This window comes from Sphingomonas faeni, from assembly GCF_030817315.1.
In the GTDB taxonomy this organism is placed as follows: Bacteria; Pseudomonadota; Alphaproteobacteria; order Sphingomonadales; family Sphingomonadaceae; genus Sphingomonas; species Sphingomonas faeni_C.
Genome location: NZ_JAUSZF010000001.1, coordinates 2,288,134 through 2,303,549 on the forward strand (window position 1 = coordinate 2,288,134; position 15,416 = coordinate 2,303,549).

Annotated in this window: 13 protein-coding genes; 7 read left to right on the plus strand and 6 right to left on the minus strand. The window is 67.8% G+C overall.

The window, feature by feature from the left end:
* Positions 1-5: 5 nt before the first annotated feature.
* The 7 genes from QFZ54_RS10570 to QFZ54_RS10600 all read left to right on the plus strand — a co-directional run bounded on the left by QFZ54_RS10570 (position 6) and on the right by QFZ54_RS10600 (position 7,473).
* Entirely contained in the window at positions 6-665 is a 660-nt protein-coding gene (locus tag QFZ54_RS10570) for a thymidylate kinase (RefSeq protein ID WP_307086961.1), read from the plus strand.
* Positions 666-917: 252 nt separating this feature from the next.
* Entirely contained in the window at positions 918-1,271 is a 354-nt protein-coding gene (locus tag QFZ54_RS10575) for a MarR family winged helix-turn-helix transcriptional regulator (protein ID WP_307086962.1), read from the plus strand.
* Positions 1,268-3,325 (plus strand): FUSC family protein, encoded by a 2,058-nt coding sequence (locus QFZ54_RS10580; protein WP_307086963.1) that lies wholly within the window; start codon positions 1,268-1,270, stop codon positions 3,323-3,325. Before QFZ54_RS10575 ends, QFZ54_RS10580 begins: the two co-directional genes overlap by 4 nt.
* Complete coding sequence (locus QFZ54_RS10585) at positions 3,322-3,528, plus strand: DUF1656 domain-containing protein (protein WP_307086964.1); 207 nt, start codon at positions 3,322-3,324, stop codon at positions 3,526-3,528. The genes QFZ54_RS10580 and QFZ54_RS10585 overlap by 4 nt, the downstream gene beginning before the upstream one ends.
* Positions 3,525-4,427, plus strand: coding sequence for an efflux RND transporter periplasmic adaptor subunit (locus tag QFZ54_RS10590; RefSeq protein ID WP_307086965.1), 903 nt, complete (start codon positions 3,525-3,527; stop codon positions 4,425-4,427). Before QFZ54_RS10585 ends, QFZ54_RS10590 begins: the two co-directional genes overlap by 4 nt.
* Before the next feature lie 104 nt (positions 4,428-4,531).
* Entirely contained in the window at positions 4,532-5,974 is a 1,443-nt protein-coding gene (locus QFZ54_RS10595) for an efflux transporter outer membrane subunit (protein ID WP_307086966.1), read from the plus strand.
* Positions 5,971-7,473: a DHA2 family efflux MFS transporter permease subunit gene (locus tag QFZ54_RS10600; protein ID WP_307086967.1), complete on the plus strand. Its 1,503-nt coding sequence runs from the start codon at positions 5,971-5,973 to the stop codon at positions 7,471-7,473. The genes QFZ54_RS10595 and QFZ54_RS10600 overlap by 4 nt, the downstream gene beginning before the upstream one ends.
* A 120-nt stretch (positions 7,474-7,593) precedes the next feature.
* Here the strand turns inward: QFZ54_RS10600 and mdoH are convergent, their stop codons facing one another.
* The 6 genes from mdoH to kdpC form a co-directional block, all read right to left on the minus strand.
* On the minus strand, positions 7,594-9,402 hold the full coding sequence (gene mdoH / locus QFZ54_RS10605; RefSeq protein WP_307086968.1) for a glucans biosynthesis glucosyltransferase MdoH: 1,809 nt from the start codon (positions 9,400-9,402) through the stop codon (positions 7,594-7,596).
* Positions 9,402-10,895: a glucan biosynthesis protein gene (locus QFZ54_RS10610; RefSeq protein ID WP_307086969.1), complete on the minus strand. Its 1,494-nt coding sequence runs from the start codon at positions 10,893-10,895 to the stop codon at positions 9,402-9,404. Before QFZ54_RS10610 ends, mdoH begins: the two co-directional genes overlap by 1 nt.
* 87 nt (positions 10,896-10,982) lie before the next feature.
* Entirely contained in the window at positions 10,983-11,228 is a 246-nt protein-coding gene (locus QFZ54_RS10615) for a hypothetical protein (protein ID WP_307086970.1), read from the minus strand.
* 254 nt (positions 11,229-11,482) lie between these two features.
* A complete protein-coding gene (locus tag QFZ54_RS10620; protein ID WP_307086971.1) occupies positions 11,483-12,172 on the minus strand; it encodes a response regulator transcription factor in 690 nt (229 codons plus the stop codon).
* Positions 12,169-14,829: a sensor histidine kinase gene (locus QFZ54_RS10625; RefSeq protein ID WP_307086972.1), complete on the minus strand. Its 2,661-nt coding sequence runs from the start codon at positions 14,827-14,829 to the stop codon at positions 12,169-12,171. Before QFZ54_RS10625 ends, QFZ54_RS10620 begins: the two co-directional genes overlap by 4 nt.
* A complete protein-coding gene (kdpC, locus tag QFZ54_RS10630) occupies positions 14,826-15,407 on the minus strand; it encodes a potassium-transporting ATPase subunit KdpC (protein ID WP_307086973.1) in 582 nt (193 codons plus the stop codon). The genes QFZ54_RS10625 and kdpC overlap by 4 nt, the downstream gene beginning before the upstream one ends.
* Positions 15,408-15,416: the final 9 nt, after the last annotated feature.

The window sequence follows — 15,416 nt, forward strand, 5'->3', positions numbered from 1 at the left end:
ACGCCATGAGCTTCCTCCTGGCAATCGAAGGCGCCGACGGCGCGGGCAAGGCCACCGCTTCGGCATTGGTCGTCGAGCAGTTGCGCGCCGCCGGCCGCACCGCCGACGTCGTGTCGTTCCCGCGCTATACCGAGACGGTCGGCGGCTGGGCGCTCGGCGCGATGCTGGCGGGGACGCTCCCGCGCGGCACGTCGCCGAAAGCAGCGGCGGTGCTGTACGCGCTCGACCGGATGGAGTCGCGCGATCACCTGCTGGCGACGATGGCGGCGAACGAAATCGTGGTGTTCGATCGCTACATCGCCTCGAACATGGCGTATCAGGCGGCGCAGGTCCCGGCGGACGAGGCGGACGCGATGATGGCGTGGATCGCCGACCTGGAGACGGGGTCTTTCGCGCTGCCCAAGCCCGACCTGTCGGTGTATCTCGATACGCCTGCCGCCATCGCCCGCGGACTGATCCTGAAGAAGCGCAAGCGGTCGTACACCGACGATGCGTTTGATGCGTATGAGGCGGATACCGGGCTGCAAGACCGTGTGCGGACGAACTACGCGGCGATGGCGCAGGCGGGGCTGCTTGGGCGGTGGGCGACTGTTTCGACCGTGGCGGACGGTGGTTCGCGACTGCCCGCCGAGATCGCCGCTGAAATCCTCGCGTTGCTCGACTGATCCGTTCCAACTGCTCATCCCGTCATCCTAACGAAAGTCAGGATCCAGAGCCAAACAGAGCGGCACTACGTTAGTCGCCAGCCTTTCCTAACTTATTTTTCATCTACGAATTCCGCATTGCAGCACAATTAAACGCCATTACTTAGCACGCTAATGACTTCCTATCGTTCCTTCCTCGAAGCTTCCTACGCACGCACCCTCCTGCCGCTCGCCCGCATGTGGCGCCAAGCAGGTGATCGGGCGCTCAGTGACATGTCCGTGTCCGCATCGACGGGATGGGCGCTTGTCCAGGTCGGGCGACTCGGCGACGATGTGCGCCAGACCGATCTCGCCAACAAGCTCGACGTGACGCAGGCCTCGCTAGTCCGCTCGATCGATCAGATGGTCGCTGCCAGTCTGGTCGAGCGCCACCGCGATACAGCCGATGCGCGCGTCAGCCGTATCCGTTTGACCGAGCGTGGCCGCACGCTCGTCTCGACGATCGAGGCAAAGTTCGGCACGCTGCGCCATGATATGCTCGATGGCGTTACCGACGAAGACCTTGCCACCGCGCTACGCGTCGCGGAGCATCTCGGTGCGCGGTTTTCGGCGGATCGCGGGCGATGAACTTCACCCGGTTCGGTGGGAAGGAAGCGCTCTTCTCCGTTAAATGCTTCGTTGCTGCGATACTGGCTTATTATATCGCGCTCCGGATCGGGCTGACGCGGCCCTATTGGGCGGTGACGACGTCGTACATCGTAGCGCAGCCGCTCGCGGGTGCGGTGCTGTCGAAGGCTGTGTTCCGCGTCGCGGGGACGGTCCTCGGCGGAGTTGCGGCCGTCGTGCTGGTCCCCAATTTGGTCAACGCACCGGAGCTTCTCTCGCTCGGCCTCGCGCTGTGGTTGGGGCTGTGCCTATATATCTCGCTGCTCGACCGAACACCGCGTGCGTATTTGTTCCTGCTGGCGGGCTATACCGCGAGCATCATCGGATTTCCCGCGGTCACGACGCCCGGCGCGGTGTTCACGATCGCCGCCCTGCGCGTGCAGGAGATCACGATAGGCATTCTCTGCGGAAGCCTGATCCACGGGTTCGTCTTTCCGCAGACCGTGACCGCAACGCTGCTCGCGCGGATTGACGCGATCCTGGCCGATGCCGAGCGCTGGTCCCGCGATTCGCTCGCCGGCGCATCCGATGCCGCACTCGACCGCGATCGTCGGCGGCTCGCGCTTGACATCAACGAGCTTCACCAGCTGTCGATCCACCTCCCGTTCGACACCGCGCGCCTGCTTCCCCGCACGCGGACGCTTCGTGCGCTGCAGGCGGAATTGTCGATGCTGCTGCCGTTGGCGAGCGCAGTCGACGACCGGATCGTCGAGCTGAAGCGCGGTGCCGATGCTCCCCGCCCCGAGGCGCTCGCGCTGATCGAGGACGTCCGCGAATGGTTGCGCGATCCGCCGCCCGTGGCGGAGCGAGGTCCGACCGCGGACGCACTGATTGAACGCGCCCGCGTCCTCGAGCCGGTGATGGGTGACACGCTGATCTGGCGCGATGCGTTGCGGCTCAGCCTGCTCGCGCGACTTGGCGAACTGGTCGACGCGCACCGCAACGCACGCGACCTGCGCGACCAGATGCGCTCGCCGTCGCGCGCGCCGGTCACGCCCGCGGTCGCACGACTGCTTGCCCGGATCGCCAAGCGACCTCTTCACCGCGACCGGGGTATCGCACTTCGCGCCGCAGCCGGCACCGTTGCAACAATCCTGCTCGGCTGCGTCTTCTGGATCGGTACCGGGTGGGCGGACGGAGCCGGCGCAGTGCTTATTGCGGGCGTCTGTTGCGCGCTGTTCGGCAACAGTGACAATCCGGCCCCGGCGATCAAGGCGTTCTTCTACGGCACGATCCTGGGGCTGGTCGTGTCCGCGGTCTATGCCTTCGCGATCCTGCCGCGCGTGACAGATTTCGTGACGCTGGCCGCCGTCCTCGCACCGCCGATGCTGATTGGTGGGATGTATCTCGCGCGGCCGGCAACGTTGCTCGTGACGCTAGGCGCCTTGCTCGGCGCGCTAAATACGGTCGGCCTCAACGACCGGTTCGGCGGCAGTTTCGACGCATTCTTAAACGGCGCGATTGCGCAGTTGATCGGCACGTTGTTCGCGGTGGTTACCGTCGGGCTGTTCCAGACGATCGGCGCGGACACTAGCGCACGGCGACTGATCCGCGCCGGCTGGCGCGAGCTGGCGGCGCGCAGCGATTCGGCGCGTCGCCCCGATGCTGCAGGCTGGATTGCGACGATGCTCGACCGCATCGGCCTGCTCGCGCCTCGCCTCGCCTTGCAAGGCGAGGATCCCGGCAAGCCCCTGCTCGACGCGCTGACCGACCTGCGCGTCGGCGTCGCGGTTGGTGAACTCAAGCAGTTGCGAATAGACGGCTCGGTCGACGACGCTGCGGCGATTACCCCTGTCCTGCGTGGTGTCGGCGCCCATTATCGTGCGTTGCGTCCCGATGAACCCGCGCCACCCGAACCCGATCTGCTCGCCGGAATCGACGCCGCGATGACCGGTTTTGCGACCAGCATGCCCGATCGCCGCCGCACGGCCGTGCTCGCCCTCACTTCGCTACGCCGCAACCTGTTCCCGCAAGCGCCTCCTTACTCCGCACCAGCATATGGAGCAGCCGCATGACCGGCGAAATTTCGATCGGCGGGGTATATCTGCCGAGTATCCTGCTGCTCGCAGTCGCTGCCGTCATCCTCACCGGCATCGCAACGCGGCTGCTGGCGTTCGTCGGCGCTTATCGCGCCGTCACGTATCGACCGCTCGTCGACCTCGCGCTGTTCATCCTCATCCTCGGGCTGCTCGCCCTGCTGACCGGACCTTCCGCATGACCTCTTCCCGCCTCAAATCGCTGTTCGCTCCGCTGGGTCGCTCGGCCGTTACGCTTATCATCGTCGCGCTCGCGGTGCTGGTCGCGCTGTGGCTGTGGAAGCGGTACGAGACCGATCCGTGGACGCGCGACGGGCATATCCGCGCCGACATCGTCCGCGTGACGCCCGACGTCGCCGGCCTCGTCACGCGGGTCGCGGTGCACGACAACCAGGCGGTGAAGCCCGGCGACGTACTGTTCGTGGTCGATCGCCCGCGCTTCGAACTGACGCTGGCGCAGTCGGACGCCTCGATCGCGAGCGCCCGTGCGACGCTGCTCCAGGCCCGCCGCGAAGCGCAGCGCGATCTCGCGCTCGGCGATCTGGTGGCGAAGGAGACGCACGAGCAGAACGTCGCGCGTGTCGCGACAGCATCGGCAGCGCTGGCGCAAGCACAGAGCGCACGCTCGACCGCCGCGCTCAACCTCGCCCGCACGACGGTGCGCGCGACGGTGCACGGGATCGTCACCAACCTCGATCTCCACCCGGGCGACTACATCGCGACCGGCGCACAGGCGATGGCGTTGGTCGACACCGACTCGCTGCGCGTCGAGGGCTATTTCGAGGAAACCAAACTCGGCAGCATCCATCTCGGAGACCCGGTGATCGTCCACCTGATGGGCGAACCGCAGGCGCTGCACGGCCGCGTCGACAGCATCGCCGCGGGGATCAACGACAGCGAGCGGACGAACACGACGAACCTGCTGCCGAACGTGAACCCGACCTTCAACTGGGTGCGCCTGGCGCAGCGCATCCCGGTGCGGGTGAAGCTGACGCAAGTGCCGAAGGGGGTGCAACTGATCGTTGGCCGCACCGCGACGGTAACGGTCGAACCAAGGGTCGCGGCGGGGACGACGGCGTGATGCGAGCACATACCCGCCACGCTTCGCTCAGCAGCGCGCCCTCTTCCCCCCTCCCTGAAAGGGAGGGGCCGGGGGTGGGTCGGCTTCCGCAAATCCGAACCGTGGTGCCACGAGCCGACCAACCCACCCCCAACCCCTCCCTTCCGGGGAGGGGGGCAGTTGCGGCTGCCTGCGCCCTCGCGCTCGCCGCCTGCACCACCGCCGGCCCGAACTACGCGCTCCCCGAGTCCGCTGCCGTCAACCGCCTGTCCGCGCGAGGCAAGTTCGACAGCGGCCACGAAAAGGCGTTCGTCGACACCCCGCTCCCCGATCACTGGTGGCAGCTCTACGGCGACCCCCGCCTCGACGGCTTCGTCACCGAAGCGCTCGCCGCCAACACCGACCTGCGCGCCGCCGACGCGAACCTGCGCCGCGCCGATGCGGTGGTCGCCGAAGTCGCCGCTGGCCGCACGCTGTCGACAATGCTCGGCGGCGACACCTCGCTCGACCGGCCCTATACGACCGGCGGCAATCTCCCCGGTACGCTCGACTACAACCTCGGCATCACGCTCGCCTACCCGCTCGACCTCTCCGGCCGCATCCGCCGCGGGATCGAGGCGGCCCAAGGCGATGCGGAGGCCGTCGCCGCCGCGCGCGACAACGTCCGCGTCACCGTCGCCGCGGAAACCGCGCGCAGCTATGCCGCCGCCTGCACCGCCAACATGGTGCTCGCCGCGAACACCCGGATCCTCACGCTGCAACGCCAGACGCTCGACGTCACCCAGCGCCTGCAACGCGGCGGCCGCGGCACCGCGTTCGACGTGACGCGCGCAAGAACCGCGGTCGACCAGAGCGAGGCGCTGATCCCGTCGCAGGTCGCGACGCGCACTGCCGCGCTCTACCGGCTCGCCACGCTGATGGGCCGCGCGCCTGCCGACTATCCCAAGGACGTCGCCACCTGCGCAAAGCCGCCCGCGCTGAACCGTCCGCTGCCGATCGGCGACGGCAGCGCGCTGATCCGCCGCCGCCCCGATATTCGCGGTGCCGAGCGCTCGCTCGCCGCCGCGACCGCGCGGATCGGCATCGCGACCGCCAACCTCTACCCACAAGTCAGCCTCGGCGGATCGGCCGGGTTCACCGGACCGGTCTCGTCGCTCGGCTCGACCAACGCATTCCATCTCGGGCTCGGGCCGTTGATCAGCTGGAGCTTCCCCAACCGCGTCGTCGTCCGCGCGCAGATCGCGCAGGCCGGCGCGACCGCCGACCAGGCGCTCGCCCAGTTCGATTCGACCACGCTGGAAGCCCTCCGCCAGACCGAGACCGCACTGTCCGCCTATGCCCGCGAAGGCGATCGCAACGCCGCGCTCCGCCGTGCGCAGTCCAGCGCCGCGCGCGCCGCGGATCAGGCCGGCACGCTCTACCGGTTCGGCCGCACCGATTTCCTCTCGCTGCTGACCGCACAGGCCGCGCTGACAACCGCGCAGGCGAACCTCGCCGCGTCCGATGCGTTGCTGGTCGACCGCCAGGTCGACGTCTTCAAGGCGCTCGGCGGGGGTTGGCAGACTTGAGGCTGCGTCGCCGCGGGCTGGCGTCGATCAACAGCGAAATCCGCGACGGCATCATGCCCGCCGCCGATACCATCGCGCGGGTGGCGAAGGACCCGGATGCGCTGCCGCACACCCCGAGCAACTACCGCGTCACCGCGCTGATCATCGCCTGCGCGCTGTTCATGGAGCAGATGGACTCGACCGTGCTCGCGACCGCGTTGCCGACGATGGCGCGCGATTTCGGCGTGCCGGCGACCAGCATGAGCTCGGCGCTGACCTCGTATCTGCTGGCGCTGGCGATCTTCATCCCGGCGAGCGGTCGCCTCGCGGACCGGTTCGGCTCGCGCACGATCTTCCGCGCGGCGATCCTGATCTTCGTCGGCGGATCGATGCTGTGCGGCCAGGCGACGAGCCTGCCGTTCATGATGTTTGCCCGCTTCCTGCAAGGGCTCGGCGGCGCGATGATGATCCCGATCGGCCGCCTCGTCCTGCTCCGCAGCGTCGCCAAGGAGGACATGGTCCAGGCGATGTCGTGGCTGATCATGCCCGCGCTGATCGGCCCGATCCTGGGCCCACCGGTCGGCGGCGCGATCGTCACCTATCTCGACTGGCGCTGGATCTTCTACCTCAACGTACCGATCGGGCTGCTCGGGGTGGTGCTGGTGACGCGCTACATCGGCGAGGTCCGCGAGGACAAACCGGCGCGTTTCGACGTCCCCGGCTTCATCCTGTCGGGCGTGTCGCTCGGCTGCCTGCTGTTCGGGTTCGAAATGACGAGCCGCACCGGCGAACTCGCGCGGGCCGTCGTGCTGATTGCGGTCGGGCTAGTCGCAGGCGTCGCCTACATCCACCATGCCAAGCATCGCAGTGACCCGATCCTCGATCTGTCTCTGATGCGTATCCCGACGTTCCGGCTATCGGTGATCGGCGGATCGCTGACTCGCATCACGCAGGGCGCGCAGCCGTTCCTGCTGCCGATGATGCTCCAATTGGGCTTCGGCATGACCGCAGCGGCAAGCGGCGCGATCACCATCGCCGGCGCGATCGGCTCGCTGATGATGAAGAGCCTCGCACCGCGCGTGCTGCGCCGCTTCGGCTTCCGCAACAGCCTGATCGTCGGCGGCCTGTGCGCGAGCTCGGGCTATGCGGTCGCCGGCCTGTTCCGCCCCGACTGGCCGATCCCCGTCATCTTCGCCGTGCTGATGATCTCGGGGTTTTTCATGTCGTTCCAGTTCTCGGCGTACAACACGATCGCCTATGACGAAATACCGTCGTCGCGGATGAGCAGCGCCACCAGCTTCTACGCGACGTTCCAGCAGCTGATGCTGTCGCTAGGGATCTGCGTAGGGGCGGCGTCGCTGCACGTCGGGGTGCTCGGCACGGGTGCAACGCAGCCGGCGCTGGCGAACTTCACGCTGGCGTTCCTGGTAGTGACCGCGGTGTCGGCGTCGGCGACGATCTGGAACCGGCGGTTCGCGGTGGATGCCGGGGCGGAGCTGAGCGGGCATCGGGCGAGGTGATCCTCCCCTAACAGGGGAGGTGGCTGGCGCTTGCCAGACGGAGGGGTGACACCCTCTCGATAGTGCGAAACCCCTCCGTCAGTCCTTCGGACTGCCACCTCCCCTGCCAGGGGAGGATCTTCAGCCGCTGTGCGCCGGCAGCGAAGGCCGCGACAGCACCGACACATGCTCGCCGGGTTCGACGAACATCCCATGCGACTCCGCCCACTTCCCCGCCTTCTCGCTCGCCGTCAGCATCGTCAGGAACGGGCTGAGCAACAGCCCCAAGGTCACCGGCGCGAGCCACGCCGCAGTGATCGGCGCGAACGGCGTAACCAGCAACAGCGCCACCCCCACCCCGACATGCCAGCGATAGCGCGGCATCACGTCCGCCAGCGACAACTCATGCGCGTCGCGGTTCTGCGGTGCCCAGCCCGACTTGCGCCCCATCAATATCCCCGCGAGATCCATCGTCTGCGTCAGCGCGATCACCGGCGCAGACAGCATCGAGAACGGCACGTCGACCAACACCGACCGCACGATCCCCCGCCGCCCGCCAAACCCCTCGCGCCGCTCGGCATTCGAGATCGCCCAGATCATGCTCAGCAGCTTCGGCCCGAACAGCAGCAGCAGCGTGACCACCAGCACTTGCAGCGAGGTCTGCGCCTCGACGATGTTGCGCTCGCCGATCAGCGCCTGCACCACGCTCGTCGCGATCATCAGCAGCCACACCGGCGAGGTGATGAACGCCGACGCGCCCATTAGCAATTGCAGCCGACTGACCCAGTGGAACCCCGACGACGTCAGCAAGCTCAGATGCTGGATATTCCCCTGCGCCCAACGCCGATCGCGCACCGCCGCGTCGATCAGCGTCGGCGGATATTCCTCGAACGTCTCTTCGGTCATCAGCATGTGGACGCGCCAGCCGCGCCGCCGCAACAGCGCCGCCTCGACCATGTCGTGACTCATGATGACGCCGCCGAACGGCGCGCGGCCCGGCAGATCGGGCAAGCCGCAACTCGACGCGAACGCCTCGATCCGGATCATCGCGTTGTGCCCCCAGAACGTCGCCTCCGAGCCCGACCACCAGACGAGTCCCGCGGTCGAGATCGGGCCGTAAAGCCGGCTGGCGAACTGCATCCAGCGCTGGAAGAACGTCACGCCGTTGATCACCGCGGGCACGGTCTGGAGCAGCGCCACCGCCGGCCGCCGTTCGAGCACCTGCGCCATGCCGATGATCGTGTTGCCGCCCATCAGGCTGTCCGCGTCGAGCATCAGCATGTAGCGATAGCCGCCACCGAACCGCCGGATCCACTCGGCGACATTGCCCGGCTTGCGGCCGACGTTCACGGTCCGGCGCCGATAATAGAGCGCGCAGTCGAGCGTCGGAGCGAGCCTTTGCCACGCGGCCACCTCGGCCGCCTCCGCCGCTTCGCCCGAGTCGCTCAGGATGAAGATATCGAACCGGTCGGCGACGCCACCAGCCGCGATCGCGCGCGCCATCCAGGCGATCCGCTCGAACACCGCGTCGATGTCCTCGTTGTGCACCGGCATCAGGATCGCGGTGCGACCCTCCAGCGGTTCGGACTGGCGCGGCGTCGGCACGAAGCCCGGATGGCCGCCGGTCATCAGCAGGACGAAGCCGATCGCCGCGTTCATGAAACCGAACGCGATCCACGCGAACAACGGGAAGAACAGCGCCAGCAACACCGCGTCCCACAGGCTCAGCCCGTCGGCGAGCAGCGATTCCTGCACCGCGGACGATGCCGCGGTGGCGAGCAGCCCGGTCATCAGGATGAGGATGATCCGGCGCGCGAGCATATCGTCGTTCGAGACGACCATGCCCGGCCCCGGCTCGGGCGCGGACCAGGGCGGCGGCGGCCCGTCGAAGCGCTGCGGGAGCATCTCGATCGGCGACTCGCTCGGCATCATGGCGGGAAGGTCGGGCATCAGAAGATCGGCGTCAGCACGGTTTCGCTGAGTGCGCGACCGCCGCGCGTGAGGAACAACCTGACGTCGGCCGGGCCCTGCGCATCGGGCGCGACGTCGGCGGTCACCCGCCAGCGGTTCTTCTGGCCGACCACGGGATACGCCGCGTTGGCAAGCACCTTGCCGCGGACGACGTCGATCTTAGCGGTCACGCCGCTCTGTCGGTCGAGCCCGGCAAGACCGTCGCCGATGAAGTCGACCACGAGCTTTCGCGCGCCCTTGACCGGTTCTGCGCCCGGTCGGCCGGCGACACCCTGCCAGCAATCGACGACATGCGCCGCGCTGGCAACCGCGGTCGGGTCGCTCGATTTCCACGACAGCGTGTAATCGAACTGCAACCGCTGGCCTGCCTTTGCAGAAGCGGCCGGGGTCCAGAACGAGACGACGTTATCCACCGTCTCGCTGTTGGTCGGGAACGCGTAGAGCATCACCGCGCCCTTGCCCCAGTCACCCTGCGGCTGGATCCACAGGTTGGGCCGGCGATCGTAGAACGCGCCGTCGTCCTGATAGTGATCGAAGTTCCGATCGCGCTGGATCAGCCCGAACCCCTTCGGCGCCTGATCCGCGAAGCTGTCCAGCGTATCGTGCGGCGGGTTGTTGAGCGGCCGCCAGATGCGCTCGCCCGCGCCGGTGAGCAGCGCGAGCCCGTCCGAATCGTGGATCTCCGGCCGCCAGTCGACCGCGGCGGCGCGGTTGCCTTCACCGTACCAGAACATGCTGGTCGCTGGCGCGACGCCGAGCCGTTCGATGTCGCGACGGATGTTCAGGACCGACGAGACCTGCTGCTCGACCCCCGCGCCCGCGACGTGGCGCGACTGGAAGCGGTACGCCCCGGTAACGCTGGCGCCGTCCATCAGCGCGTAGATCGTGTAGGCGTCGGTGCCGGTCCGCTCGATCCAGAATTCGGTGAAGTCGGGAAATTCCTCGCGGCCGGGCAGCCCGGTGTTGATCGCAAGCCCGCGCGCGGACAGGCCGTATTGGTCCTGCGAGCCGGCGGTACGGAAATAGGACGCGCCCTGGAACGCCATCCAGTCGCTGGTCCCACCCGGCGCCATCGCGCGGAACCCGGCGATGCCGAGCGCGGCGGCATGGCCCTCTTCAGCCTCGAACAGATCGCGCGAGAACGCGATGCGGCGTGCCTGCCCGTTCTCGACGACGTTGATCGCGACCGGCATCGGCGCATAGCGGCCGAGCGGAAACAGGCGGATGCCGCCCGCCAGCGTCTTGTCGGCGCGGAAGCGGATGCTGCCGACCTTGTCGTAATCGATCGCGGCGGCGGCGGCGACCTTTGCGGGGGCCTGGTACGGCTTGGTGGCCAGCGTGGCGGCGCGCTGCTGCAGCGCCGCCCACGAAAAGGGCTCGGCCTTGCCAGGCGCTGCACGCATCGCCGCGGCGGCCTGCGGGAGGACACCCAACAAACCCAGCGCGGTCATTACTTCGCGTCGACCGATCATGCAGAGCGCTCCCTCGTCATCATGCTGCAACGCGGTAGCATAAGGACATCGCGCGCGCGCGTCGACAGGTCCCGCCCCCGGCGCGCCCTACCTCGCCGCGCGCTGCCAGCGAGCGCTGACCTGGACGCGGTCGTGGATATGGCTGCCGACGATCACCAGCATCGCGCCGGCACTCGCGCAGAGGAAGCCGATGGCGGCGAGCAGGAATGCGAGTGCGCCGGTTTGTGGGTGGAGGCGGACGAGCGTGTGGATCGCAGTGGCGGCGATCGTCAGCGCCAGGACGCCGCTCGCGCGGAGGCTGAGGTCGGTGCGAAGGCGGCGAGCGTCGGTCATGCGACGCTTGAGCTATCGCTTGCTCATAAGCGTTCGAGATCGATTTCGCAGGGGAGCCATAGTGTTCGCGTAGTACTTACGCCGAGCTGCGGATGCTCCGCCACGCGCCCGTCATCTTGTCCAACTCTAGTCATCCCCGCGCAGGCGGGGATCCAGATCCTCAAAGGGTGCAAATCAATCGCGGGTTCAGCCAATATGGGTCCCCGCCTGCGCGGGGATGACGAATACGGTGGGCTGAGCATTTTTTCGCCACGTTAAGCGTCGACGAGCAGCCGGTACCCAATCCCGAGCTCGTTCGCGATGACCGTGCCGACGCCCCCCGCCCCCTCCAGCTTCTGCCGCAGGTTGCGCACCACGATGCGGAGATATTCGATCCGCCGGTCGTGATCGGTCGGCCACGCCGCCTCGAGAATCCGCTGGTGCGTCACCACCCGCCCAGGATGCGCCGCCAGCGCCGACAGCACATCGAACTCCTTGCGCGTCAGATGCGCTTCCTCGTTCCCCCGCCGGACGAGCCGGTGCTCGAAATCGATCTCCACCCCATGCGCACGCAATACCGTCGGCCGCGATGTAGCCTCGCCCCGCCCCCGCAACGCCACCCGCAACCGTGCGAGCAATTCCTCGGTATCGAACGGCTTGGTCACATAATCCTCCGCGCCGAGATCGAGCGCCGCCACCTTCTGGTCGGTCGCCTCGCGCGCGGACACGACGAGAATGATCGGATCGCCGAGCTTCTTCAGCAACGGTACCAGCTCCAGCCCATCGCGATCCGGCAACCCCAGGTCGAGCAGCACCGCGGTCAACGGCCGGTTCGCCGCAACCCGCAAAGCCTCGCGCGCGTTGACCGCTTCCTCGACGCCGTACCCCGCGCGCTCCAGCGTGTTCTTCAACAGCCGCCGGATGTGCAGCTCGTCATCGACGATCAGGACCGTCTGCGCGCTCATAGATTCGCTCCATCGGTGTCGCGGACGAGCAGGGCCACGGGGAAGCACAGGCTGAACTGCGCGCCCGTCAGGTCTTCGCGGTTGGTGACTTCAACGGTCATTTCCATTGCTTCGGCGAAGGCCTTGACGATCGCAAGTCCGAGGCCGGTGCCGCCGATCGCGCGGTCGGAGCCTTCGAGGCGGCGGAACGTCTCGAACACCTCGTTCTCGCGGCCGGGCGGCAAGCCCGGCCCCTGGTCGATCACCGACAGCCGGAGCATGCCGAAGCGGTGCTCGGCACGCACGATGATCGGCGTGCCGGGATCGGCATAGCGGCCGGCATTGTCGAGCAGGTTGAGCAGGCAATGGTGGAGCAATTGCGGATCGACGCGGACCAAAGGCAGGTTCGGCGCAACGTCGAGCTCGATCGCATGACCTTCGAGCACGCGCTTCGTATCGTGCACCGCGCCCGCAACGGCGTCGGTCAGGTCGGTCGGCTCCAGTCGCAACCGGAGCGCGCCAGCCTCGACCCGCGCCATGTCGAGCAGATTGCCGACGAACCGGTTGAGCCGCGCCGCCTCGCTCTCGATCGTCGCGATCAGTTCGGGGGTGACGCCGCGGTGCAGCTCGGCGGCAGCCGCCATCACCGACGTCAACGGCGTGCGCAGGTCGTGGCTGACCGATGACAGCAACGCCTGCCGCAACCGATCGCGTTCGCGCACCGCGTCGACGTCGCGCATCTCGACCTCGAGCCGCGCGCGCTCAAGCACAAGCGATGCCTGATCGACCAGGCTCATCAGCAGCGGCAACTGGTCCGACCGTACCGGATCGCCACCTGCTTCACGCGCGAGCCCGAGTACCGCCAGCGTCCGCTCGCCCGAGCGCAATGGCTGGAAGAACCACTCCGACGCCGCCAGCGTGCCCGACCCGCGACCCGCCGGCACGCCGCTGTCATAGGCCCATTGCGCGGCCGCCATCTCTATCGTCTCGAGCCGGTAATCCGCGCCGTTCGCCGCCTGCACCGCGAGACCGGTATCCTCCGCGACGAGGATCACCGCGCGCACGCCGAACAACCGGCCGATTTCCTCGCAGATCGCGCGCGCCAGTGCGACCGGCTCGTTGAGCGAGGTCAGTTGGCGCAAAAACCCGGCGAGCGAGGCGTTGGTGCGAGCGCTGGCGGCGGCGATATCGGCCTGTGCGCGGACCCGCGACGTGAGCTGGCTAGTGACGAAGGCGATGCCGAGCAGGACTAGGATCGAGATCACGTTCTCGGGATTGTTGATCGTCAGCGTGCCGGTCGGCGGCAGGAAGAAGAAGTTGTATGCGATCGACGAGGCGATCCCCGCGAACAGTCCGGTGCGCAGGCCGAACAGGCTCGCCGCGGCCATCACCGGAAGCAGATACAGCAGCGCGACGTTGCCGAGGTTGAGGATGTGGAACAGCGCGCTCGCGATGCCGGTGACGCTGGCCACCATCATTGTCGTCCAGGCATATCCCGCCTTGCTGCCCCAGCCGCCGCTGTGCGTGCGCTTGCTGAGGGTGGCGGTGCCCGCCTCCATCGGCAGAACGTGGACGGCGATCCCCGGCGTCTCGCGGACCATCTGGTCGACGACGGAGCCGTGGCGGAGTTCGAACCAGCGCGAGCGGGTCGACTTACCGACCACCAGCTGCGTCGCGCGCGCCTCGGCGGTGAACGTCTTCAAGCCGTCGACCACCGACGTCGCGGGAACGGTAGCGACGTCGCCGCCGAGTTGGGTCGCCAAGTTGAAGACGGCGGCAAGCTGACGGTGCTCGGGCTCGCCGAAGGTCTGCGCGCGCGGGGTCTCGATATACACGGCCGTCCATGGCGCGTGCATCGCGTCGGCGATCCGCTTGGTGGCGCGGACGAGGCCGAGTGCGCCGGGCAGTTCGCTGATTGCGACGACGATCCGCTCGCCACCCGCCCAGGTGCCGCCGACGCCGAGCGCGCGGACGTGTTCGAGCATCTGCGCATCGACGGCTTGCGCGGCGCGACGCAGCGCGAGTTCGCGTAGCGCGGACAGGTTCGACTTGGAAAAGAAATGCGAGAGGGCTCGGGTGGCCTCTTGGGGGAGATAGACTTTGCCCGCCTTGAGCCGCTCGATCAGTTCGTCGGGCGGTATATCGACGACCTCGATCTCCGCCGCCTCGACGATGCTGTCGGGGACGGTCTCGCGGACGCGGACGCGGGTGAACGAGGCGACGACGTCGTTGAGGCTCTCGATGTGCTGGATGTTGATCGTCGAATAGACGTCGATGCCGGCGGTCAGCAGTTCCTCGACGTCCTGGTAGCGTTTCGGGTGGCGGCTGCCGGGGGCGTTGGTGTGGGCGAGTTCGTCGACAAGGACCAGCGTGGGCGCGCGGTCCAGGATGGCGTCGAGGTCCATTTCGTCGAGCGTGCGGCCTTCGTAGGGGATCGCTTTGCGCGGGACGATCTCGTGGCCTCTGGTGAGCGCTTCGGTTTCGACGCGGCCGTGCGTCTCGACGACGCCGATGACGATATCGACTCCGGCGCGGCGGCGTTCGGCGCCTTCGGAGAGCATTTCATAGGTTTTGCCGACACCGGGGGCGGCGCCGAGGAAGATCTTCAGACGGCCGCGACCCTCCTGCGACGCCTGTCGCAAGAGGGCTTCGGGTGATGGTCGTCCGTCGTCGTTCAACGTGCGCCCGTCGCGTCCAGCGCGCGGTTCAAGGCGAGGACGTTGATACGCGGCTCGCCGAGGATGCCCAGCAGCGGGCCATCGACGTTGGCGGTTACGAGCGCACGGACACGGTCTGCGGCCAGACCGCGGGTACGCGCGACGCGGATGACTTGAGCATAGGCCGAGGCTGGCGACAGATCGGGGTCGAGGCCGGAACCCGATGCGGTGGCGAGATCGGCGGGGAGCGGCCCGGTCACGCCTTCCGCGCGGCGCTTGGCGACGTCGGCCTTGGTGCGATCGACGAGTGCCTGGCTGGTCGGGCCGAGGTTGGAGCCGGAGGAGGCTAGGCCGTCATAGCCCTTGCCGGCGGCGGAGGGGCGCGTCTGGAAATAGCGATCGGTGGTGAAGGCCTGGCCGACGACGGTCGAACCGATCGCCTTGCCGTTGGCCATGACGAGGCTGCCGTTCGCCTGGGTTGGGAAGATGGCTTGCCCGATGCCGGTCATGGCGAGGGGGTAGACGATCCCGAGCAGGAGCGCGAACAGGATCGTCATGACGAACGCCGGGCGGAGGGCGGAGGTGAAATCGGAGGTCATTCTGTCGTC

Bases quoted from the DNA above. Each gene is read 5' to 3' on its own strand.
- QFZ54_RS10570 (WP_307086961.1), top strand. From the start codon at position 6: ATGAGCTTCCTCCTGGCAATCGAAGGCGCCGACGGCGCGGGCAAGGCC.
- QFZ54_RS10575 (WP_307086962.1), top strand. From the start codon at position 918: ATGTCCGTGTCCGCATCGACGGGATGGGCGCTTGTCCAGGTCGGGCGA.
- QFZ54_RS10580 (WP_307086963.1), top strand. From the start codon at position 1,268: ATGAACTTCACCCGGTTCGGTGGGAAGGAAGCGCTCTTCTCCGTTAAA.
- QFZ54_RS10585 (WP_307086964.1), top strand. From the start codon at position 3,322: ATGACCGGCGAAATTTCGATCGGCGGGGTATATCTGCCGAGTATCCTG.
- QFZ54_RS10590 (WP_307086965.1), top strand. From the start codon at position 3,525: ATGACCTCTTCCCGCCTCAAATCGCTGTTCGCTCCGCTGGGTCGCTCG.
- mdoH (WP_307086968.1), bottom strand. From the start codon at position 9,402: ATGCCCGACCTTCCCGCCATGATGCCGAGCGAGTCGCCGATCGAGATG.
- QFZ54_RS10610 (WP_307086969.1), bottom strand. From the start codon at position 10,895: ATGATCGGTCGACGCGAAGTAATGACCGCGCTGGGTTTGTTGGGTGTC.
- QFZ54_RS10615 (WP_307086970.1), bottom strand. From the start codon at position 11,228: ATGACCGACGCTCGCCGCCTTCGCACCGACCTCAGCCTCCGCGCGAGC.
- QFZ54_RS10620 (WP_307086971.1), bottom strand. From the start codon at position 12,172: ATGAGCGCGCAGACGGTCCTGATCGTCGATGACGAGCTGCACATCCGG.
- kdpC (WP_307086973.1), bottom strand. From the start codon at position 15,407: ATGACCTCCGATTTCACCTCCGCCCTCCGCCCGGCGTTCGTCATGACG.